This window comes from Chitinophaga barathri, assembly GCF_003807585.1.
Classification (GTDB): domain Bacteria; phylum Bacteroidota; class Bacteroidia; order Chitinophagales; family Chitinophagaceae; genus Chitinophaga; species Chitinophaga barathri.
Genome location: NZ_RMBX01000004.1, coordinates 139,610 through 161,738 on the forward strand (window position 1 = coordinate 139,610; position 22,129 = coordinate 161,738).

A 22,129-nucleotide genomic window follows, 5' to 3' on the forward strand; every position below is an offset into this window, starting at 1 on the left:
AGGAAGAGCAACGATCGTCGAACGATAGAGCAAGGATAGAGCAAGGATAGAGCAAGGAGAAGGTTAGTTAAAATACTATCAGAAGGCCGGGGGTAATGATGGATCAGTTGACGCATATGGCGCATTATGCCCCTTTCTTCCATTATTGTGCAATCGGGGCTTTTCATTTGCATCATGACTATTTCATTTACGAAGCCATTTCATTTCACTATATTTCAAATCGTGTTTTAAATAATTATCTTTATTTTAATTTTGTTTAATTTCGTTTTTTCTATACTTTAGCATTGTCCCTTTTTGAGATGGATACCGATGAAGATGAGTTCCACGATATATCCGGCCCAAAACCGGGTGTAATATATTATTAGCCAGGGTTTCAGGGAGTTTTCCGGCAGCGGCGCCGGCAGTTTTTTAGAATTTCACGTATGGTACCCGGCCTCACCGCCGGCCCAAGCCACTTTAATTTCCGTGTCACTATTGGGTTCCTTTTAAAGTAAACAGACCAAAGTCAGTAACGTTATGAATGTAATACGTCGCTTTTCTTTAAGTAAGCCACTGTGGCTTCTTTTGTCTCCATTTCTTCCATTTCCCCGCATCCCTGGGGAGTTAACCGGACTTAATAATCACTTAACATTGACTTTAAAACAGGGCATATACCTTTGCGCCTTATAAAGAGAACTGAAATCTTAAAACGTTTTTTAAAGCTGCATCGTCGTTTCCATCTTTCTATATCTGTTATAACGGGGTTATAATTACTTACAAAATTTTGTTGAATGAAACATTTTTTCCTACTTATCTCCGGCCTGCAATTGTTTGCCAGTAGCATTGCGTTTGGTAAGGCTGACATCAAACATCCTGGCGCTTCTGTTCCGGAAGCCAAAACAACGGAATACGCGACATTTACCGCTTACCAGGCGGATTCCAACATGGTGGTGAGAGGTAAGGTGACAGATGAGAACGGCGAAGCACTGGTGGGTGTGAACATCAAAACCAAAACCGGCACCATGAGAGGCACGGTAACCAGCCCTGATGGTACTTATACCCTTATTATTCCCGGTTCTTCCAACACACTTATATTTTCATTTATCGGGTACCTTCCCCGCGAGCTTGCCATCACCAAAACGGCCCGCCTGGACGTACAGCTGATGCCCGATCCTAAAAGCCTCGACGAGGTGATCGTAACCTCCCTGGGCATCAAACGTGATGAAAAAGCGCTGGGCTACGCAGCCACCGTGGTAAAAAACGAACAGCTTACAGACGCGATCTCCAACAACTGGACGGACGCTCTTTCCGGTAAAGTAGCCGGTCTGAACCTGATCCGCTCCGGTAGCGGCCCCACCGGTTCCAACAGGATCGTACTCCGTGGCGAAAGTGACCTCACCGGCAGTACCGAAGCCCTCATTGTTGTGGATGGTGTGGTGACCAACAACTCCAGCGGACAACGCACCGCGGTAGCCGGCGAATCCGTATACGGCACCGGCAGCGACAACATGCCGGCGGACTACGGCAGCGGCCTGAACGATATCAACCCCGACGACATTGAAAGCATCACCGTGCTGAAAGGCCCCGGTGCGGCCGCATTATACGGCGCACGTGGCGCGGGCGGCGCATTGATCATCACGACTAAATCCGGCAGCACCAAGAAAAAAGGCATCGGCGTAACTGTCAATTCCAACCTCAGCCGCGAATACGTGAACCGCTGGCCGGACCTGCAATTTGAATATGGCCAGGGCCTGGACGGGATGGCTTATTATTCCTATGGTGGCACGGCAGACGGCGCCAGCACCAGCGGCACCAGCTCCGCCTACGGCCCCCGCTTCGAAGGCCAGAACTTTTTCCAGTACGATCCCAAGTTGCAGAACACCGGCAAGGAAAGGACACCCTGGGTGCCTTATAAAAACAAGATCAACGAATACTTCCGCCCCGGCGAAACCTATACCAACTCCATCAGCGTGGACGGCGGCACGGATAAAACTACCGCCCGTTTCTCCCTCACGAATGTGAGCAACAGCTGGATCATGCCGAACACCGGTTATGGCCGCAATACAGTGGCGCTGTCCGTCAACTCCAGGGTGAACGACAAACTGCAGATCAACGCCAAGGTAAATTATACGAACAAGTCCAGCGACAACCTGCCCGGTGCCGGTTATGGTAACCAGTCAGTGATGTACTGGTACATTTTCTGGCAGCCGAGTGCTGACCTGGACTGGCTCCGCGATTACTGGGTAACCGGTGAGGAAGGCAGGAAGATCAAATTCCCTTACAGTTCCTTCCCCGAGAACCCCTATGCCGTGGCCTACGAATTCATCAACGAATCCAACCGTCATAATATGACCGGCAACGTTTCGGCCACTTATAATTTCACGAAAGAGCTGAGCCTGATGGTGAGGACTTCCCTGGATTTCGCTTATGAACAACGTGCACAGAAGCGCCCCTACGATGCGGGCTCCAAACTCGCCAAGGGCAGCTACCGCACGCAGAACATATTCGGTATGGAATCCAGTACAGACTTCCTGCTGCGGTATGCAAAAAAGATCGGCAGCGATTTCGAAATCTCCGGTACAGCAGGCGGCAGCATTCTCAGGAACAATTACAACAGGGATGAGGTGCGCGCGGATTCGCTCACACAGCCCGGCATCTATACATTTGCAAACGCCGCCGGCCCGCTGGCGACGATGCCCTGGAAAAGCAAATACAGCGTGAACAGCTGGTACGGGATGCTGACATTCGGATATAAAGATTATCTGTTTGTAGACTTCACCGGCCGCCAGGATTATACCAGTACGCTGGCCACGCCGCTCCGTTCAGACGCCGCCGGGTTCTTTTACGGCTCCGCCAACGCGAGCCTGGTACTGTCTGAATTAACCAAACTTCCCAAATCCATTGACTATGCAAAGGTGCGGTTCTCCGCGGCCAGCGTGGGCAGCGGCGGTATCACTCCGTACCGCACCGCGTTTAACTTTTCACCGGCAGGCCCCTTTTATAACGGCGGCCTGGAAAACCCAACCCTGCTCGCGAATCCTAACCTGAAACCGCTTAGAACGAATTCCTATGAAGTAGGCGCGACCGCTAAAATGTTCAAGAACCGCTTTGGGTTTGATGTGTCCTTATATGTAGGCAATACAAAGGATCAGCACCTTCTCCGCGAGGTAGACAGGGCTTCCGGTTTCAACCAGATCCTTATCAACGCGGGAGAGGTGAGCAACAGGGGTATTGAAGTGGCGCTGAACGGCACACCGGTTTCTACCCGCAGCGGTTTTAAATGGAACACCACCGTTGTATTCTCTTCCAACAAAAACAGGATCGAATCACTGCGGGACAGCTCCGTGGTATTGAGAAAGGGCCCTGTTGGTGGAGGCCAGATCGTTGCCAGTGTTGGCGGCAGTATGGGCGACCTCTACGGCAGGGGATATTTACGCGCCCCGGACGGCCAGATCGTGTACGATCCTAAAACCGGAGTTGCATTGCTCACCCAGGAAGTAGTCTATCTCGGCAACACCATGCCGAAATGGAAACTGGGTTTCACGAACGAATTCGCATACAAACAATTCCGCCTCGCTGTTCAGTTCGACGCGCAATACGGCGCCGTGGCACACTCCCTGATGCACTACAAAATGGCGGAACAGGGTAAGCTGACTAAAACGCTTCCCGGCCGTTACAACGGCATCATCGGCAATGGCGTGGTAATGGGCTCCGATGGTAAATACAGGCCGAACGACGTGATCGCCACAGACATCGATGAATATTACCGCACGCACTACGGTACGGACAATGCCGAGGGTAGCACGTTCAGGACAGACTTCATCAAATTCAGGGAAGCGCGTCTTGATTACAGCCTCAATTCACGTATGTTGAAAAGGCTCGGCCTGCAGAAAGCAACCGTGGGAATATACGGCCGTAATCTCTTCATCTGGTCCGACTGGCCGATGTTCGATCCCGAATTCGGCACGCTTGCCGGTACGGATATCGTGCAGGGTTTTGAGACAGGCCAGTTCCCGTCTACCCGTACACTTGGCTTTAACTTAGTTGTTGGATTTTAATTCGAATAAACATGAAGCGCATCATATATAAATTATCAATGGTGGCAGTACTGATCAGCTTAATGGCGACCTCCTGCACCAAAGACTTTGAAAAAACAAATACCGACCCGAACGGGAGCCCCACCGCTTTGCCGGAGCAATTGCTGCCTCCCGCGCTGGTAGGTGTGATGGGATACATGCAGATCCGCAACCGCAACTTCAATAATGAACTGATGCAGGTGACCGTATCGCAGACCGATGCCGAGGGGAGTGTATTCCGGTACGATTTCCGTTCCAACTGGGCGGATTATCTCTACAACGGGCTTTACACCGAACTGACCAACTTCAAGGACGTTTACAGATACGCCGGCAATGACAAGGACAGCATGACCTACAAAGGCATCTCCCTCATCTGCCAGTCCTGGATCTATTCCGTGCTGACCGACACTTATGGCGATGTCCCTTATTCCCAATCCAACCTCGCCAAGGAAGAAGGTATTTTTGAACCGGCGTTTGACAGGCAGAAAGATATCTACCTGAGCATCTTCCAAAAACTGGAAGAAGCCAACGCAGCCCTTACCGGAACCGGTGCGGTCAATTTGGTTAAGACCTATGGGGACCCGGTTTATAACGGTTCCGCCCTGCTGTGGCGCAAATTCGGCAACTCCCTTTATCTCCGCCTGCTGCTGAGAGTAGCGCATAAGACGGATGTGGGTGCCCAGGCGCAGGCCAAGATCAAAGAGATACTGGAAACAAAGGTCAGCACCTACCCGCTTATCGCAAGCGTAACTGAATCCGCTGTGCTGAAATGGACCGGCGCGGGCCCATACGTATCCCCGCTGATGACCGTGCGCGCGCAGGACTTCACCGCTCCCGGCGTTGGAAAATTCTTTATCGATCACCTGGTTTCATGGAACGATCCCCGCATCGACATCCCGACCTGGGGTGGCGGTACCGCGAACAGGTTCCGCATCGCTCCTTACCAGGGCGCTTACCTGGGTATTCCCAGCGGCTATGCAGTAGGAGAGAACCCGCCGAAAAGGTCTTACTTCTATGCCACACCTTCGCTTACATTAATGAACGACCCGATGACAGGTCTTATCTTTCCCTATGCGGAGATCAGGTTCATCAAAGCGGAATGTATCGTAAAAGGTTATATCAGCTCCACAACCGGCGCGGAATCTGACTACAATGCCGGCGTGCAGGCAGGTATTCAATACTGGCTTCCCAGCTGGACCACCGTGCCGGTGATCGACTATCTCACAGCGGCGGATATCCAATGGGATGATACCTATACGCTGGACCAGAAAATGGAGATGATCCATCTGCAGAAATATTATGCGCTCTTTTTAGTGGACATGCAACAATGGTTTGAATACCGCCGTACCGGCCACCCGGTATTACCCAAAGGCGGAGGGCTGAGAAATAATGGTGTGATGCCCGCCAGGATGACCTATCCTATATACGTGCAATCCACCAATCCCACCAATTACAAACTGGCGGTAGCAGCCCAGGGGCCTGATGTGATCTCCACACAGGTATGGTGGCAGCAACCATAAACATTGTATCTGACCATCATCAAAGAAAAGTTGTTACGCACTAAAAAAAGTATAATGAAAAATTCTCTCATATATTCTTTTCTCATACTGTCACTGGCCTGCCTGTGGGGCTGCGCGGATGATAATTATCCCGGCGCGCAGATAAGCCCGTATTTTTCCATGTACGACCTCCGGAACCTTTACAAAGGCCAGGATGTGACCCTTACGAAGGAAAAAATGTTCGGCTCGGACAAACTCACCGGTGTAGTGGTATCGGATCATTCCGGCGGCAATATGCCGGCTGGTATGCTTTGCATCCAGGACTTCCGCCGCATCGGCCTCCGTGGTATTTCTATCGCTATCGGCAACGCAGCTGCGAATTATGTGCCCGGTGATTCGGTGATCGTGAAAGTGGAAGGCGCCGTGCTGAAAAAAGAGAATGGTATTTTACAGGTAACCGGCGTTTCCGCCGATAATATCGTGAAAGTAGCATCCAACGTGCCCATCGGTGTAAACCGTGTGCCGGTGAACAAACTGATGCAAAATCCCGATAACTATGAAAGCACCCTGGTAGCGATCGTAAAAGGCGGCTTCGACCCTTTGCCCCAGGCCGGCGATAAACTGGGTGGGGATAAAACGCTCAATGACGGGTTTGGTAATATCAACCTGCATACGGAAACCACCAGCCCGGTGGCGGACGTTGATGCGCCCGTACTGGCCAATTACTATGGTATTCCTTTTAACAAACAGGTAAGGGAAGATTCAGTAGCACCGCAATTCCACCTCCGCACAGCGGCGGATGTAGTGGTGCTCAGCTCCGAACTTACCGTTGCCCCGGTGATCATCACCGGTATGGTAACGGACGTAAAAGGCGGCGACGGCAACTATGAGTATTTCCAGTTCATGGCCACGCGCGATATCGACTTCTCCGTGACGCCGTTTGCCGTGGTAGCGACCAACAACGCAAACGCTTCCACTCCCACAGGTCCCCCGATCGCAGGATGGGCTACCGGTAGCATGCGTACCTTCAAATTTAACCTGACCACCGGCAGGGCCGCCAAAGGCACCTACTTTTATGTAGGTGGCGCGGGCAGGTGCATCAACGGTTCCGGTTCAACGAACATTTCCTCTTCCAACTGGATCAGGTATTTTAACTACGTGAACCAGGACGGGGATGGCTTTGGCAACAAAACCACCGGCCTGATGGCGAACAGCGGCAACGCTTCCGGCGTGGCGATCTTTGAAGGCACAAACATCACCGTGGATTCCCGCCCGGTGGATGTAATGTTCGTGCACAACGGCGGCAGCCTTTGGGGAGAAGGCCCGCCCCAGAGAGGTTACAAGATCACCAACACCGATTATTACGATATTATCAATCCCCTCACCCTCCAGAGCCAGCCGTACTTCGTTACGGGTTCCAATACCCTCTGCCTCGCATATGCCACGGCGGATGTAGGTTACTGGTACATGCTCGGGGGTGAATACAACGTAACGCTGGGCAGGTGGATGAAAGCAAGGCAGCAGAACCTTTTCCAGATGACGAAACAAACCACTATCGAGGAGCTGGAAGGCGAGGCCGCTACCAAATTGTTAGAATAATTTTTGCCGGCTAATAGAGCAAGGGTTACTCCGTCACTGGAGTAACCCTTTTTATTTAAGGATGCATTATTACGTTTTCGTTGTATATTGTTTTGTTAAATATCGAAAACGAAATACTTATGCGTTTACATACTTTAGCCATGCTGTTGGCTTTACTTTGCACGGGCCTGCTGGCCGGGGCTTTTTTATTATGGTGCGTTGAATATGGTACCTGCTTTTTATGACGTGCCGCCCGCGGTGCACCTGGTTTACCGGGTGCAGCTGATGAAATACAATTCCGCTTCCATGCAGGCCATTATGGTACTGGGTTTTGTAACGCCTTGCTGGTTTGCCTGGCTGGCCCGCCGGCAGCATAATGCGCGGAACCTGGCGCTCGCGGCCGGATTGCTGGCGGTAACGGCGCTGCTGGTCACCAGGTTTGGCAATGTGCCCGTGAATGTGCTGATACGCTCATGGAATCCCGCGGCGCCGCCGGCGGACTGGCTGGAGCTGCTGCACCGATGGAATGTGTTCAATGTGATCCGTACGCTGGCAGGGGCGGCGAGTTTTGTGACGATGATCGTTTGTGTGCTGAAATACAGGGGCATAACAGCCGTGAAGCCACTGGTGTAAAATAATTACCGCTGGAATTTTATTTTTTATACTTTGGAAACCTCATTTTAAAATTCCTCTTAATGAACAACGAGTACTCAAGAAGGTCGTTCCTTAAACATGCCATGCTGGCGTCCGCCGCGGCCGCCACCCCCGGTATCCTGATGGCCGGTCAGCGCGGGCCGCGCAGGATCGGGCCAAACGATAAAGTAAATCTTGCCTGCATCGGCATTGGCAACCGTGGCGGAGAAATCACCGAGGCTTTCGCCAAAACAGGCCTCGCCAACTTTGTAGCGTTTTGCGACGTGGACATGGGCGCTCCCCACACACAAGCTATCCTCAAACAATTTCCCGATGTGCCCCGTTTCCAGGACTTCAGGCAGATGTTCGACAAAATGGGCAGCCAGATCGACGCGGTAACCGTTGGTGTGCCGGACTTCTCGCATTTCCCCATCACCATGATGGCTATGGGCCTCGGTAAACACGTGTATTGCGAAAAACCGATGGCGCGTACTTTCAACGAAGTGGAACTAATGATGAAAGCCGCTAAGAAGTACCCGAAAGTAGTGACCCAGATGGGCAACCAGGGCCACTCGGAAGCCAATTATTTCCAGTTTAAAACATGGGTGGACAAAGGGATCATCAAAGATGTGACCCGCATAGACGCTCATATGAACTCCCCGCGCCGCTGGCACGGATGGGATCCGAATATCAAATCTTTCCCCGTTACTGAGCAGGCGCCTTCCACACTGGACTGGAACGTTTGGCAGATGGCTACACAGGGGCATACATACAACAAAGATTTTGTGAACGGCCAATGGCGCTGCTGGTTCGACTTCGGTATGGGCGCTCTCGGCGACTGGGGCGCGCACATCCTCGATACCGCCCACCAGTTCCTGGACCTCGGCCTGCCTTACGAAGTAGACCCGATCAAGCTGGAAGGGCACAACAATTTCTTCTACCCGATGAGCACCACGCTCAGCTTCAAATTCCCCGAGCGTAAGAACATGCCCGCGGTAGAAGTGAAATGGTACGACGGCCTGGACAACCTGCCGCCGATCCCGGCAGGCTACGGTGTTTCCGGCCTCGATCCGAACATTCCACCCCCGAGCACCGGCGCCATCAAACCCGCCAAGCTCAACCCCGGCAAGATCATCTACAGCAAAGAGCTGACCTTCAAAGGCGGTTCTCATGCCAGCACGCTCAGCATCATCCCGGAAGAAAAAGCGAAAGAGATGGCATCCAAACTGCCCGAGGTGCCCAAGAGCCCTTCCAATCACTTTGCCAACTTCCTGAAAGCATGTAAAGGCGAAGAACAGACCCGCTCTCCGTTCTCCATCGCAGGCCCGCTCAGCCAGGTATTCTGCCTCGGCGTACTGGCGCAATGGACCGGCGAAAAGATCGTTTTCGACCGCAACAAAAAAGTGATCACCAGCAGCAAACATGCAAACGAACTGCTGATAGGGCCGCCCCCGCGCAAAGGCTGGGAGCAGTACTACAAAGTGTAGTTTGTTACAAACAGATAAGAAAAGAGACGGCCGCATGGCTGTCTCTTTTTTATTGGCACCATCTAAGTTCCGCTGAATGGCTGACGGGATCAGTGAACAAATTTTTAGTTTGGGTGTAATATGATCATGAATATTCAAACCGTACTGGAAAACGACATGGTGAAACTCGTTCCGCTGGAAGAGAGCCATTTTGAAGGGCTGTATGCCGTTGCCTCGGACCCACTGGTGTGGGAGCAGCATCCAAACAAGGACCGTTACAAACGGGATGTGTTTAAAGTGTTTTTTGAAGGCGCGATGGCATCGGGCGGCGCATACCTGATCACCGACAAAAAAACGGGAGAGATCGCGGGCAGTTCTCGGTATTACAATCTTGATGCAACCAATAAGAGCATCGAGATCGGCTATACGTTCCTGGGCCGCAAGTTCTGGGGCGGTGGTCTCAATCACGCTGTGAAAGATCTGATGCTCGCGCATGCATTTGAAGAAATGGACACGGTGATATTCCACATCGGTGCGGACAACATCCGTTCACAGAAAGCGATTGAAAAGCTGGGCGCGGTAAAGACCGGTGAAGTGGAAGAAGCCTATTACGGGGAGCCTGCCTGCCTGAACTTTGTGTACCAGATCAGGAAAGCAGACTGGCCTGCTCACTGATCATCCGCACCATCGTGCGTACACCCTGCGCCAGTAGTTTTTCATTAAAAGCGGTATAACCCAGTATCAATGCCGGCGGCTGTTTGTATTTCAGCGTATAGCGGGAGAGGGGAGCTACATACACACCGCCCAACCTCAGCATATCTGTTACTTCCTGGTCGTTCATTCCCTTCGGAAGCCAGGCCAGCACATGCATGCCGCCCGATTGTTTGTCCGCCTGCAGCAATTCCTCGCCTAAACGCTGTATCAGCTCCAGCAATATTTCCTGTCTCTTTTTATACAACTGCCGCATCCTGCGGATATGAATGGTGAGATGATCGCCGTGGATGAACTCGTGCAGGATCAGTTGATCCGTAATCCCATTCTGCCGGTCCGCAAAAGCCTTCGCATACCCGAAAGCATCCGCCATTTCTTTGTCAGGCAAAATGATATACCCGATACGCAACCCGGGGAACAGCACTTTGCTGAAGGTGCCCATATAGATCACTCTTTTGTGAGGATCGAGCCCCTGCAGCGCGGGTACAGGGTTTGAGCCATACTGGAACTCACTGTCGTAGTCGTCTTCGATGATCCACATCTTTTTCTTCGCTGCCCATTCCAGCAGCTTCAGCCGTTTGGTGATGCTCAGCGTGCCGCCCGCGGGAAACTGGTGTGAAGGTGTGATGTAACAAAGCGTGGCATTGGGATGTTTCTGCATGGCATGGTCCACATCCATCCCGTCCGCATGGACAGGGATGGGGCACGTTTTACCGCCCGCATGTTCAAACACGGCGCGTGCGTTGATGTATCCCGGATCTTCGATCCAGAAACGATCATTGTTTTTCAACAGCATGGCGGCGGCGAGGTTGAGCGCCTGTTGTGTGCCGGTGGTGATCACGATCTGCTCCGGCCCGCAACGGATGGCGCGGTTCACACGCAGATAATCGGCTATGACGGTCCGCAGCGGGAGGTACCCTTTGGCGTCGTGATAGTTCAGCGATTCAAATTCCAGGTTCCTGAATATACGATATGCGCATTTGGCCCAGGTGCGGTAGGGGAAATGATCCATCGCGGGCTCGGGGTTCTGGAAGGGTTTGATGGTGGCGGCTTCGCTTTCCCTTTGCATGAGGCTGTCGCTGACAGGATATTGAAAAGTAACGTTGCTGGCTATATTTTTTTCCTCAGGGCTTACAGTGTCTTTGGGAAGTTTGGGTTTGGTGTCCGGGAGGGTGCCTGATACAAAACTGCCGTTGCCCGTGGCGCCGGCGATAAAACCTTCCAGTGAAAGCTGTTCGTATGCCAGCAGGATAATATTGCGGCTCACGCCCATGCTTTCCGCCAGCAGCCTGCTGGAAGGAAGCCGTTGCCCGGGCTGTAGCCTGTGGTCCAGGATAGCGGTACGCAGCAGGCCGTATACCTGTTTATAGGCGGGTATTTTGCTGGCCCTGTTTAGTTCAAGACCGGGTATGCTGATCTGGTGGGAGACTTTTGGCATAAAGCGGAATAGATTAAGTACCGGGCCTCCGGGCCTGGCAAACGCGGATGAAGACCACTGGTGGCGGGCCAGCGTCTTCAGCCGTTTGAAATAGTCAGGTTAAATGTATTCAAAGATAATGGCATAATGGATGGTGCAATAATCCAAATAATGTAAAAATGGTAGGGCCATTATAATAACCTCCCAGTCATGTTTGTGATTTGTCACATTAACAATTGATTAGCATTAAATCCGACCGCGAATTCTAAAATTTACCGATTGACCAATAACCCTGGCCTTAGAAAGCCTTTTCTCTCATTCAATTTCGCTTATGAAGTATTGTTATCTGCCCCTGCTCAGCTTCTTCCTCCTGCTGGCAGCCTGTAAAAAAGAAACCGCTGAAGGGCCGCCGCATACCGGTGCAAAAGAAGCCCTGGCGGAGGAGCCCGTAACACCCATCGACAAACCTATTTTGCTGCCGCCCGGCGGTAAAGGCATGAACGCCCGCGCCACAAACATCCCCGTGATCATGGTGCACGGCTTCGGCGGTATCAGTCCCGGCGATATGCTGGACCAGTACCGTTACTGGGGCGGCTTCGACAACATCCCGAAGTTTCTGACAGAAAGCGGCTACCCCGCGTTTGCCGCCAAGGTAGGGCCGCTCAGCAGCAACTGGGATCGGGCGGTGGAGCTGTATTATTACATCAAAGGCGGGTATGTGGACTACGGAAAAGCGCACAGCGGGAAGTTTGGTCACAACCGGGAAAAGGGCCGTTATTATCCCGGCATTTATCCTGAGTGGGATGCGGAACATCCTGTGCATTTGCTGGGCCACAGCATGGGTGGCCTCACAGTACGCAAGCTGGTGACGCTGCTGGAAAACGGGGATGCCGCCGAGCGCGGGGAGCCGGGCCACTCCGGCCTTTTTAACGGGGATAAGACCGGCTGGGTAAAGTCCGTGACCACCATCAGCACACCGCATAATGGCGCTACGCTTTCTTATATCCTCGATGGGGATTACACGCCTTTTGTGCGCCGGCTGATCACATCGGTGGCAGCACTGGCGGGCCTTCTACCGGGTGTGGACAAGATCTATGATTTTAGTCTTGAACAATGGGGACTGGAGCAGGAGCCCGGTGAAAACTGGCTGTCATACGCCAAAAGAGTGGAACAAAGCGCCATCTGGCGGACGGAAGATTATTCCGGTCATGACGTAACTCCGGAAGCCGCGCTGGAACGCAGGACGGCTGAGCCTGATTCGCGGCATGTCTATTATTTTTCCATTTCGACAAAAGCTTCGCTGCGAGGGCTGCTCACAGGATGGGAATATCCCCGCCCGGACGTGTTCCCCGCACTGATGCCCGTGTCTTTCCCGATACCCCTGCTGATGGGTATCGGCAATTACACCCGCAATTCAGGCAAAGTAGTGATAGATGCCAAATGGTGGCCGAACGACGGCGCGGCGAACGTGTATGGCATGAGCGGCCCGGAAGGCTCCGTGCTCAGGGAATACAATCCCCTGATGCCTTTGGAAAAAGGCGTATGGAACCATATTGGTCTGTATAACGGGTATGATCATTTTGATGTGATCGGTATCGGTTACTGGCAGAGCCTGCGGCCGTTTTATACGAACATTGCGAAATTGCTTTCGCAGGTGGAATGATCTTTTGCACTCGTCGGTATAAAAAAAGGACAGCCAAACCGGCTGTCCTTTTGTATGTGCTGAGGGTAAAAAGCGTTTACCGGAAGAAGTTCTTGATGTCTGTAGAATAACCCACCAGGAACATAAAATGCCCGTCCGAATAATGAACGGATTTGTACCAGCTGAGTTTAAAATAAAGCCCGCCCTTGTCTGTATTGGATCTTGGCTGCAACGGGTTAAAATAGAAGTTCAGCTCGCCGAGAATAAAATCATCCTTATTTGTTTTCAGCATATTCGCCCTGCCCAGTTCACTGATGGAGTGCTCCCCGGTAGTAGATTTCATATCTGTGCTGAAAGGGCGCAATCCGAAATTATAGATCACATGAAGGTCGAGGCCGTAACGCGGGCGGGGCGCAAGCCTGATACGTGATTCCAGCAGCCAGCTGTAGGAGTAGACCGGTTTGGAGTATATGGAGTCCTCTCCCTTGGCGGGGTCTGTAAGCTGTGCATTACTGCCCATCAGCAGGAAGCCGCCGTTTATTTCCAGCATCAGGCGTGTTTTTTTATGGTCCAGCGCCAGGAGGTTCAGCATCGGTCTCACCTGCATAAAGGAGTACTTCAGCAGGTCCAGATTTTTGAAATAATATTGATAGGCGATGGTATCGGACCTGGGGACATTGGGATCGGTGCGCATGGTATCCACCACCGGGTTGCGGAACGTGGGCATGCCTTCTCCCTGTTTGAAAAGATTAAAGCCCAGCGTGAGCGGCAGGTATGCGTTCTTTAAAATGCCGAATCCGCGGTAGATATTGTAAGGGTTGATGTGATAGTTGAAATAGAGTTCTGTCGCGATGTTTTTATTGGGATTGTCCGCATTAAAGGCCTGCAGGTCCAGGAAAGCGGAGGCTGAAACGTAATCCAGCAGCCTTCTTTGTTCCACGAGGACGCTCGTGTCTTTCTTCAATCCAGGCCTGAATGTATAGTCCAGGTCCCGAAGTTCTTTGGAGATACCTGCGGAGCCGGGATACATTAAAAAGATGTCCTGGTAGCCGATCTCATAACATGCATCTTTATACCTGAATATCAGTTTCTGCCTGCCTCTTTTTTCCCTGATCGCTTCCAGGCTTAATCCATAATTATCATTGTAAAGTGTCTGAACCCTTTCTCCGTCGATAGTACCTGAAATGTCTACCTCGTAAATACAATTGTACTGTACGATGAGGCGGACAGAATCTACCACCAGGGTTTTTTCGGTAAGGGATTCAGTGTTCTGTTTGGAGCCGCCACACCTGGTTGAAGGGTGCACCGGGATGGAACTTCTGGCTACTAACCTCACCGCATATCCCTTTTCAGCACCAAGATTTTCTATCGTGCTTTCAAGTGCTTTGCTGTGTTCTTCCAGTTCTTTGTTCTTTTTGGCCAGCTCTTCTTTTTCTTTTTCAGTCTCCGCTTTTCTGGCTATTTCTTTTTTTACATCCTTCAAAAACTTCGCAATATCTTTTTTCACCTCTGCGTTTGTGCAACCCGGCGCGTAGTTTTTCTCCACATCGGAAATGAAGGCCGCTTCCATCACCTGGAGGGAATACACTTTTTCTTTTGATTCTTTCATTTTGGTGAACGCCTTCAGCTTAAAGGAATCCGCCGCTGCTTTGGGATAGGTGAAGGCTTGCAGGGTAAAACTGCTGTCCGGTTTGCAACTGATGCTGTCTTCCGCGAGCAGCGATTCTTTTGCCGCGGGTTTGGTGGCGGCTGGTTTTTCTTCCGCCGGTTTCTCCGCTTCGGGTTTGGCCTCTTCCGTTGTTCCGCCTGTTTTGATAAGGAACATCACGGGTTGGTTGGAGCCGGCCAGCGCCGCCGCATCCGCTTTACCGCCTTTGATCTTTTTGATATAATTAGAATCCGCGGCGGCATAGGTGATGCTGGTGGAATCTTCTCTCACCGGGTTCCGGATATAAAGTTTATTATTTTGCAGCAGGTATATCTTCGGGGTTTTCAGTGCCTCCGTATGTTTATTGAGCAGCTCCGTTATTTTGTCCAGGATCAGCTTTTCCCGGTTCATACCGGGGATGTCGAAGGTGTACTCGCCGTTCTCTTTTTTCAGGAGGTCGCTGGTATTGCCATTCAGCGGGTTCACCAGGGATAAATAATAGCTCCCTCTCGCGGAGTACAGCCGCAATTCTTTGTTGTCGGCCAGCTTCAGCGCATCCACTTTTGTGATGCCGTTGTTCAGGAAATAATTAGCCGCTTCGCGCGCCAGCACTTCGGCTTTTACATCATATTCGCCGGGGGCTATGGCCGGGCAGTTTTTCAGCAGCAGCAGCCTGATCTTTTCCAGCAGGAACTTTTCAGCGTCTTCTTTTTTGCTGAACGTGCCGTTGGCGGTATCCGCCGCTACTTTCAGCGACAGTTTACCGGTCTCTTTCACGAAACCGATCTTAACAGGAATGCCTGCCGCTACACCGGGACATGTAAAAACCTGGTCAGGGTAACTCAGGGGTTGTTGTGCTCTCAAATTTGTGCCCATACAGATCATGAGCAAAAAAATAGGTAATAGGTAGAAATGTTTCATGGGTGGGGGGTATTACTGGTAGCAATAATACGACACCCCTGTCTTTAAAAAAAGGGGAGAAACACGGTATTTTTCTCAGATGAGTTTGTGTCAGTAAGTGGATACTTGCGCTTTTGGAGATCCCGATCGGCAAAAAAATGCGATATTCAGTTACAATACTTTAAACGATGAAATTAAGCACAGATGTCATCATTATTGGCGGAGGGCTGTCCGGCCTCGTTGCTGCCAAAGAACTGGCTGAAAATGGCGTTAAAGTGATATTGCTGGAGCAGGAGGGAGAGCAAAGTCTTGGCGGGCAGGCTTTCTGGTCGCTGGGCGGTTTGTTCCTCGTGGATTCGCCTTTGCAGAGACGTATGGGCATCAAAGACAGCCTGGAGCTGGCCTTGCAGGACTGGATGGGCACTGCCGCCTTTGACAGGGAAGAGGATTACTGGCCCCGCCGCTGGGCGGAAGCATATGTACATTTTGCGGCGGCTGAAAAATACAGCTGGCTGAAACAGCATGGGCTTAAATTTTTTCCCGTAGTGGGCTGGGCGGAGCGTGGCGGATATGGTGCGGTGGGGCATGGAAATTCCGTGCCGAGGTTTCACGTCACCTGGGGTACCGGCCCGGGCGTGATGGAGCCGTTTGCGGAACGGGTGAAAGATGCCGCGAAAAATGGAACGGTACAGCTGAAGTTCAGGCACCGGGTAACGGAACTGATCGTAGAGAACGGGGCGGTGAAAGGTGTGCGAGGCGTGATACTGGAGCCTACCGCCGTGGGCAGGGGAGAGCGTAGTTCGGATACAATAACCGGCGATTTTTATATCGGCTCGGAGACGGTGGTGATCACGTCCGGCGGCATCGGCGCAAATCACGACCTGGTGCGGAAGAACTGGCCGGAGCGACTGGGCCCGCCACCCGCGCATATGCTCAGCGGCGTACCCCACTACGTGGATGGGCGTATGTTATCCATCGCGGAGGGATCGGGCGCGCGCATCATCAACCCGGACAGGATGTGGCATTATACCGAAGGTATCAGGAACTGGGCGCCCATCTGGGGAAATCATGGCATCAGGATATTGCCGGGCCCTTCCTCCCTCTGGCTGGACGCGCGGGGCAAACGCTTCCCCGTACCGCTTTTCCCCGGATTCGATACGCTGGGCACCCTTCAGCACATCGGGCATACGGGATACGATTATTCATGGTTCATCCTCACCCAGAAGATCATCAAAAAAGAATTTGCCTTATCCGGTTCCGAACAAAACCCCGACCTGACGAATAAGGAATGGAAACAGGTGATAAAACGAGCGTTCGGCCCAAAGGCCACCGCACCTGTAGAGGCTTTTAAAGAAAAAGGGGAAGACTTTGTAGTGGCGGACGATCTGCAAACGCTCGTGGCGGGCATGAACAAACTCACGCCGGAGCCGCTCCTTCAATATGAAGACATCCTGCAGCAGGTAAAAGCCCGTGACAACGAACTGGATAATAAATTCTGCAAAGACCTCCAGATAGCCGCCATCCGCAACGCCCGTAATTACCTCGGCGACAAACTCATCAGGACCGCCCCGCTGCACAAACTGTTGGACCCTGCCGCCGGTCCGCTGATCGCTGTAAAACTGCACATCATCACCCGCAAAACCCTGGGCGGACTGGAAACTAACCTGCACGGGCAGGTGCTGGGCGCATCCGGGAAACCAATAGAAGGATTGTACGCCGCGGGCGAAGCCGCCGGTTTTGGCGGCGGCGGCATGCATGGCTACCGCGCGCTGGAAGGCACCTTCCTGGGCGGTTGTATCTTTTCAGGGAGAACGGCGGCGAGGGGGATCATGGGCATTCAATAACAGGCATCACTGTTCATATAACCCCCTCGCGTCTTCCAGGCGTTTCCTGATCCGGCCTTTCAGATGCCTGGGGCCTACCACTTTCATAAATTCCCCAAATCCGAGGATCTCTCTTTCCAGTTCAAAATTCAACACCACATGGATGCTGATGAGGATACCGCTCTCATCTTCCTTCAGCAGCTTCTGCGTGGCGTGCAGCGGTTTGGTGAGCACATAAGGAGCGTTCTGTTTGTTCACCCAAAGGGTCACCTGCTGCGGCCGGTCCTTTTCGGAGCGCGTCACGCCAAGGATCTCCCCGTAGTACTTTTCGAAATCCGTTCCTTCGTATTCCTCATAGTCTTTCGCGGACATTTCGTGGAACTCCTGTATCCTGTCCAGGGCCAGCGTGATAAGCAGTGGTTGTTTTTTAGGCCGTGCGATCAGGAACCAGCGGTTGCGGTACTCCTTCAGCAGGTAAGGGAAATAAATTGCCTGCCTGCTTTCAGACGCTTTGAAGGAGCGGTAGGTGATCAGCAAAGGTATTTTGCGGGTGATGGCCTGGTATAGCGGCCCGATGAAGTTGATCCCTTTTAACTGGTGATTCGCTTCAAACTGGATGCAGTTCCTCCCTTCGGGGGCGGATTTGAGCAGGGTGTTTTCCAGCCGGGCCACCATGTCGCTCATTTCCTCGAAGTAACCGAAGCCGCTCAGCTGCTTCAGTACGCCCACGATCTCTTTCATCTTTTCCATGTCCGATGCGTTGATCGGGGAATTGGAAATGCTGTAGTCCGGGTCGTCGTAGGTATAGTATTTACGGTCTGTTATAATAATAGGGGCGTTGTAACCCAGCTTGTCGCTGCGCATGAGCGCAATATCCCCCTGGATGCTGCGGCGGCTGATGCCGTTGGTAATGCCTTCATATTCATATAAGGCGTCACTCACTTTCTCGATCAGGTCTTCCAGTGTCCATTTGCGTTTGCGGTTGCGCAGGCAGCTGTCTATCGTTTTAATACGGAGTAAGGCCAGTTTATTCGTTGCCATAGGTACCGGTTTTGGCGGTTTGGAATACAAAACTATCATTTTCCCGGAAATACTGCGCAATACATTTGCGCACTTTACATCCTTTTAAAACTATTTTCCTTTTATTATTCAATACAGGTAAACGTTACAGGTATTTTTTTCGTGTATCCGATGAAGTGCGCAAATGGCCTGCGCATATGTGCTGCTATATTTGTGCTGTCAGAAAGAAAGTGATGACAAAAAGCAAAGCAGTAGCTCAGTTGGTAGAGCAAGACAGTCCGGCCATTACCCGCAAGGGCCAAGCCGCACTTACTTCAGCATTCATAACGCCTGGGTCGCGGGTTCGAGTCCCGCCTGCTTTGCAAATTTTGAGGACATGCCGGACTTACTTCCAAACCGCAGCGGGTGAAATTCCCGCTCCAAACCAAACAGTCCGGCGATTATCTTAAAACGGGGAGGTCCGGTGCGCCTTACTTCAAAAAACACTGTGAATGTTAGCAGGCGCGCAATTACCTCTTTTTTAAAACACAATGACATGAAAACAAATTTACTCTCCGCCGCCATCCGCTACAATGCGGTATATATGGATGCCGCATTCGTGCAGCCGCAGAAGGAGATCACGCACGTTGCGGGAACTTTTATTTCCAACCTCACCAGGCTGGGGTACACTGTGGACGAGCCGCTGCTGCATGCCCTGAACGGGCTGAACCCTACCCGACTGATGGCCATCTACGATGAATTCTGCCGTGTGCTGCAACTGAAGCACAACTGGGCGCCCCTGGTGAAAGGCTGGAATATCCCTACCTATGAATCCAGGCAGGATCACTGGTACACTTTTTTTGCGAACCTCTACGGCAAAGACCAAAAGAACGCGCTGGCCTGCGGCCACGTGATCCCTGCAGGTACTTTCCCGCTGGACCGCTACAATGGCTGCCCCTTTTGCGGTACACCGTTCGAAAAAGCATCAGTGGAGCACTTTGGCCAGGGCAGCAAGCTGAAAGTGCTCACCTTATGGACACTTGAAGAAATGAATGGTCTGTTGCGAGACCTGTTAACCTCCAAAACCGCTCTGGACGCCACCCAGGCAGATACCCTGCGGGTGCTGTTGAAAGAGCTGGATCTGCCGCAGGCGGAGATCAGCATGAAAGAAACGCTCATGCTGGTGATCAGCGGACTGGCGGACGCCGGAAAAGCCGGTGAAGCCGGTAAGCTGATGACTTCGCCCGCGGATATCCTCCGGTACCTGTGGTTCAGGAAAACAGGTTTCCTGCAACTGATAGAGCCGCGTACGATCGTGGCCAGAACTTCGCGGAACAACCGCCACCTGCTCGCGGGAGCCGGTAAATCCAGGCAGGCGGCCGTGGAATCGAAAACAAAGCTGCGGCTGAAATACAGCCGCGCGGAAGGAAAGATGGTGGCAAAATGGCTGAGTGAACTTCCCCTGCCGGTGAACATGGTCTGTGAGATCATGCACCCCAGGCGTAACATGTGGGTACGTTTCATCAGGGCTTTGCGGCTTGCAGAATACAGCAGGGTGAAAGGTTTTGAGAAACTGCGCGAAATCATGGATGTGTTTTATAACCAGACATACGAAGTATGGAGCGGAAGGGTGAATGAATACCGCCTGAAGACGGACGCAGCCAGTACGTTTTACCTGCTGAAGCAGCGCCCCGGCCTGTTTGCAAGGTCTTTGTTCTCAAACATGCTGTGGTTCGGCCCCGAAGCGACCATGAAGGAATTCCGTGAAGTGGCGGGAAAACTGCCTGCACGTTTGCTGCTGACATTACAATCCTACGCGGCCAACTATTTTGACCCCGCGCAATACAGAACGGTAAAACCGCTGGGTGGCGTGAGCAAAACAGTGAAACCGCACCCGCTGCTGAGTATCTATACAAAGGACGAACTGCGAGAAGCCGCGGTGATGACGGGAAAAGTATGCCTTGAAGTAATGGAAGCCCGCTTCCGTGAACAGGAGAATACCAACAAAACGATCTTCATCGATGAAGGTTTGTATAACATCCCGCTGTCCATCGGCGACCGTTCCGATCATGTACAGGACCTTGGCGCGGCTTTGATGGGAACGCGTTTCCCGGTGGAAGGGAACAGCGTGCGGCTGTTCATGCAATGGGGTAAAGACCTCCCCGCGCAGCACCTGGATATGGACCTTAGCTGCCGCGTGATCGGCAACGACTGGACGGATATCTGCGCGTTCAACCGGCTGGTGGCCACCGGTACAAAACATAGCGGGGACATCCGGAGCATACCGCATAAGACTGGTACGGCTGAATACATTGATATCGACCTGGATGAACTGGATAACGCGGATGCACGATATGTGGTATTCACCTGCAACGCGTACAGCAACGGTAGCATCACGCCGAACCTTGTGCTCGGATGGATGAATAGTGCTTACCCTATGAAGATATCCGAAAAAACAGGTGTCGCTTATGATCCTTCCTGCGTACAGCACCAGGTGCGTATTACGCAGCCTCTGGCGAAAGGCCTTGCGTTTGGTGTGCTGGATGTGAGGAACAGGTATATCGTCTGGCTGGAAATGCCGTTCGACGGTCAGCTGGTGGGTGATATGAACTATACATCCGTAGGGAACCTGCTGGTGAAGCTGAATGCGAAGATAAGTATCGGTCAGCTGCTGCGGATCAAAGCAATGGCACAGCAACTGGAAGCTGTAAAAACAGCAGAGGAAGCCGATGAAATATATACCCTTCAATGGGCGATGAACACAGCAACGGTGACGAAATTGCTGTTAGATTAACACTGGGTTAATAAGTAAGGGCTGCCTGTTTGGGCGGCCCTTTTTTATTGTTGTTAAAAGAAATATCACCTGCAAAAATCCATTTCACGCTGTATTACGTATCTGCTTGGCCGTTTTCAGCAAATACACTGCTGTTAAAAATATTCTCCTGGATAAAAATCTGTAACTCATCACACAACGTATCTACACAAGAGGGTCACCCAGAAAAGAGTTGAAAACCGATTCATGTAAACTGATCTAACTAAAGCCATTAATTTATGGAAAAAGAAATTGTAACCCGGCAGGCCGAAGGCCAGCAAGGGAATGGTATGCCCCGCAGGAAATTTCTCGCTGCACTGGGTCTGTCCGTATCAGCCGCCGCTGCCATCACCGCCTGTTCTAAAGATGACAATCCCGGTGGCGGCCCGCCACCCGGCAGTATCGATCTTGGTAGAGACGATACCGGCATCCTGAATTATGCCTACGCCCTGGAACAACTGGAAGCAGCCTTCTATGGCCAGGTGGCGCTAACGCCCTATACCGGCATCACAGCGGCGGAATCACAACTGCTGGCCGATATCAGGGATCACGAAGTGTCTCACCGCGAGTTCTTCAAAAAGGCACTGGGCAACAAAGCGATCCCCGGGCTGGAAGTAAACTTCACCACGATCGACTTCACCAACAGGGCCAGCGTACTGGGCGTTGCCAAAGCCTTTGAAGACCTTGGCGTGAGCGCATACAACGGTGCGGGCAAACTGATCACCAATGTGGACTATCTCTTACTCGCCGGCAAGATCGTATCCGTAGAAGCAAGGCATGCCGCGCTCATCCGCGATCTCATCAGCAACGGCTCTTTTGCGGACAACACCGTGATCAATGCAAACGGTCTTGACGTAGCCAGCAGCCCCGCGGATGTGCTCACCGCTGCTAAACCCTTCCTCAAATCCGTACTCTGGGGCGGTAACCTCCCCACTTCCTGATCCAT

13 protein-coding genes and 1 tRNA gene are annotated in these 22,129 nt (G+C 52.1%); 11 read left to right on the forward strand and 3 right to left on the reverse strand.

Annotated elements, in window-relative coordinates:
- Positions 1 to 770 precede the first annotated feature (770 nt).
- From EG028_RS08890 to EG028_RS08915, 6 genes are all read left to right on the forward strand, one after another.
- Entirely contained in the window at positions 771 to 4,037 is a 3,267-nt protein-coding gene (locus EG028_RS08890) for a SusC/RagA family TonB-linked outer membrane protein (protein WP_174235423.1), read from the forward strand.
- Positions 4,038 to 4,048: 11 nt separating this feature from the next.
- Positions 4,049 to 5,575, forward strand: a complete 1,527-nt coding sequence (locus tag EG028_RS08895) for a SusD/RagB family nutrient-binding outer membrane lipoprotein (RefSeq protein ID WP_120516253.1) — start codon at positions 4,049 to 4,051, stop codon at positions 5,573 to 5,575.
- Between the two features lie 54 nt (positions 5,576 to 5,629).
- Positions 5,630 to 7,153: a DUF5689 domain-containing protein gene (locus tag EG028_RS08900; RefSeq protein WP_120516252.1), complete on the forward strand. Its 1,524-nt coding sequence runs from the start codon at positions 5,630 to 5,632 to the stop codon at positions 7,151 to 7,153.
- Between the two features lie 204 nt (positions 7,154 to 7,357).
- Positions 7,358 to 7,765: a DUF1772 domain-containing protein gene (locus EG028_RS08905; RefSeq protein ID WP_120516251.1), complete on the forward strand. Its 408-nt coding sequence runs from the start codon at positions 7,358 to 7,360 to the stop codon at positions 7,763 to 7,765.
- A gap of 62 nt (positions 7,766 to 7,827) precedes the next feature.
- On the forward strand, positions 7,828 to 9,252 hold the full coding sequence (locus EG028_RS08910) for a Gfo/Idh/MocA family protein (protein WP_120516250.1): 1,425 nt from the start codon (positions 7,828 to 7,830) through the stop codon (positions 9,250 to 9,252).
- Between the two features lie 126 nt (positions 9,253 to 9,378).
- Positions 9,379 to 9,906, forward strand: a complete 528-nt coding sequence (locus tag EG028_RS08915; protein ID WP_241559095.1) for a GNAT family N-acetyltransferase — start codon at positions 9,379 to 9,381, stop codon at positions 9,904 to 9,906.
- Here the strand turns inward: EG028_RS08915 and pdxR are convergent.
- Positions 9,878 to 11,380, reverse strand: a complete 1,503-nt coding sequence (pdxR, locus tag EG028_RS08920; protein ID WP_120516248.1) for a MocR-like pyridoxine biosynthesis transcription factor PdxR — start codon at positions 11,378 to 11,380, stop codon at positions 9,878 to 9,880. The two genes, EG028_RS08915 and pdxR, sit on opposite strands and share 29 nt — an antisense overlap.
- 310 nt (positions 11,381 to 11,690) lie before the next feature.
- Here pdxR and EG028_RS08925 point away from each other — a divergent pair, with 310 nt between their 5' ends.
- Positions 11,691 to 13,022, forward strand: coding sequence for an esterase/lipase family protein (locus EG028_RS08925; RefSeq protein WP_120516247.1), 1,332 nt, complete (start codon positions 11,691 to 11,693; stop codon positions 13,020 to 13,022).
- A 76-nt stretch (positions 13,023 to 13,098) separates the two neighbouring features.
- Here EG028_RS08925 and EG028_RS08930 read toward each other — a convergent pair whose 3' ends face one another.
- Positions 13,099 to 15,513: a hypothetical protein gene (locus EG028_RS08930; protein ID WP_123864608.1), complete on the reverse strand. Its 2,415-nt coding sequence runs from the start codon at positions 15,511 to 15,513 to the stop codon at positions 13,099 to 13,101.
- A 224-nt stretch (positions 15,514 to 15,737) separates the two neighbouring features.
- On the opposite strand from EG028_RS08930, the gene EG028_RS08935 reads away from it, so the two are divergent.
- Entirely contained in the window at positions 15,738 to 17,393 is a 1,656-nt protein-coding gene (locus EG028_RS08935; RefSeq protein WP_120516245.1) for an FAD-binding dehydrogenase, read from the forward strand.
- A 6-nt stretch (positions 17,394 to 17,399) separates the two neighbouring features.
- On the opposite strand, the gene EG028_RS08940 is transcribed toward EG028_RS08935, so the two are convergent.
- A complete protein-coding gene (locus EG028_RS08940; RefSeq protein WP_120516244.1) occupies positions 17,400 to 18,413 on the reverse strand; it encodes a helix-turn-helix transcriptional regulator in 1,014 nt (337 codons plus the stop codon).
- 224 nt (positions 18,414 to 18,637) lie between these two features.
- On the opposite strand from EG028_RS08940, the gene EG028_RS27665 reads away from it, so the two are divergent.
- The 3 genes from EG028_RS27665 (at position 18,638) to EG028_RS08950 (ending at position 22,124) form a co-directional block, all read left to right on the forward strand.
- Positions 18,638 to 18,754: transfer RNA gene (locus EG028_RS27665), tRNA-OTHER, on the forward strand.
- A gap of 173 nt (positions 18,755 to 18,927) precedes the next feature.
- Positions 18,928 to 21,165: a TerD family protein gene (locus EG028_RS08945; RefSeq protein WP_120516242.1), complete on the forward strand. Its 2,238-nt coding sequence runs from the start codon at positions 18,928 to 18,930 to the stop codon at positions 21,163 to 21,165.
- Positions 21,166 to 21,422: 257 nt separating this feature from the next.
- Complete coding sequence (locus EG028_RS08950) at positions 21,423 to 22,124, forward strand: ferritin-like domain-containing protein (protein ID WP_120516241.1); 702 nt, start codon at positions 21,423 to 21,425, stop codon at positions 22,122 to 22,124.
- The last annotated feature ends 5 nt before the right edge of the window (positions 22,125 to 22,129 follow it).

Coding starts and splice junctions, on each gene's coding strand:
- EG028_RS08890 (WP_174235423.1), top strand. CDS start 771: ATGAAACATTTTTTCCTACTTATCTCCGGCCTGCAATTGTTTGCCAGT.
- EG028_RS08895 (WP_120516253.1), top strand. CDS start 4,049: ATGAAGCGCATCATATATAAATTATCAATGGTGGCAGTACTGATCAGC.
- EG028_RS08900 (WP_120516252.1), top strand. CDS start 5,630: ATGAAAAATTCTCTCATATATTCTTTTCTCATACTGTCACTGGCCTGC.
- EG028_RS08905 (WP_120516251.1), top strand. CDS start 7,358: ATGGTACCTGCTTTTTATGACGTGCCGCCCGCGGTGCACCTGGTTTAC.
- EG028_RS08910 (WP_120516250.1), top strand. CDS start 7,828: ATGAACAACGAGTACTCAAGAAGGTCGTTCCTTAAACATGCCATGCTG.
- EG028_RS08915 (WP_241559095.1), top strand. CDS start 9,379: ATGAATATTCAAACCGTACTGGAAAACGACATGGTGAAACTCGTTCCG.
- pdxR (WP_120516248.1), bottom strand. CDS start 11,380: ATGCCAAAAGTCTCCCACCAGATCAGCATACCCGGTCTTGAACTAAAC.
- EG028_RS08925 (WP_120516247.1), top strand. CDS start 11,691: ATGAAGTATTGTTATCTGCCCCTGCTCAGCTTCTTCCTCCTGCTGGCA.
- EG028_RS08935 (WP_120516245.1), top strand. CDS start 15,738: ATGAAATTAAGCACAGATGTCATCATTATTGGCGGAGGGCTGTCCGGC.
- EG028_RS08940 (WP_120516244.1), bottom strand. CDS start 18,413: ATGGCAACGAATAAACTGGCCTTACTCCGTATTAAAACGATAGACAGC.
- EG028_RS08945 (WP_120516242.1), top strand. CDS start 18,928: ATGAAAACAAATTTACTCTCCGCCGCCATCCGCTACAATGCGGTATAT.
- EG028_RS08950 (WP_120516241.1), top strand. CDS start 21,423: ATGGAAAAAGAAATTGTAACCCGGCAGGCCGAAGGCCAGCAAGGGAAT.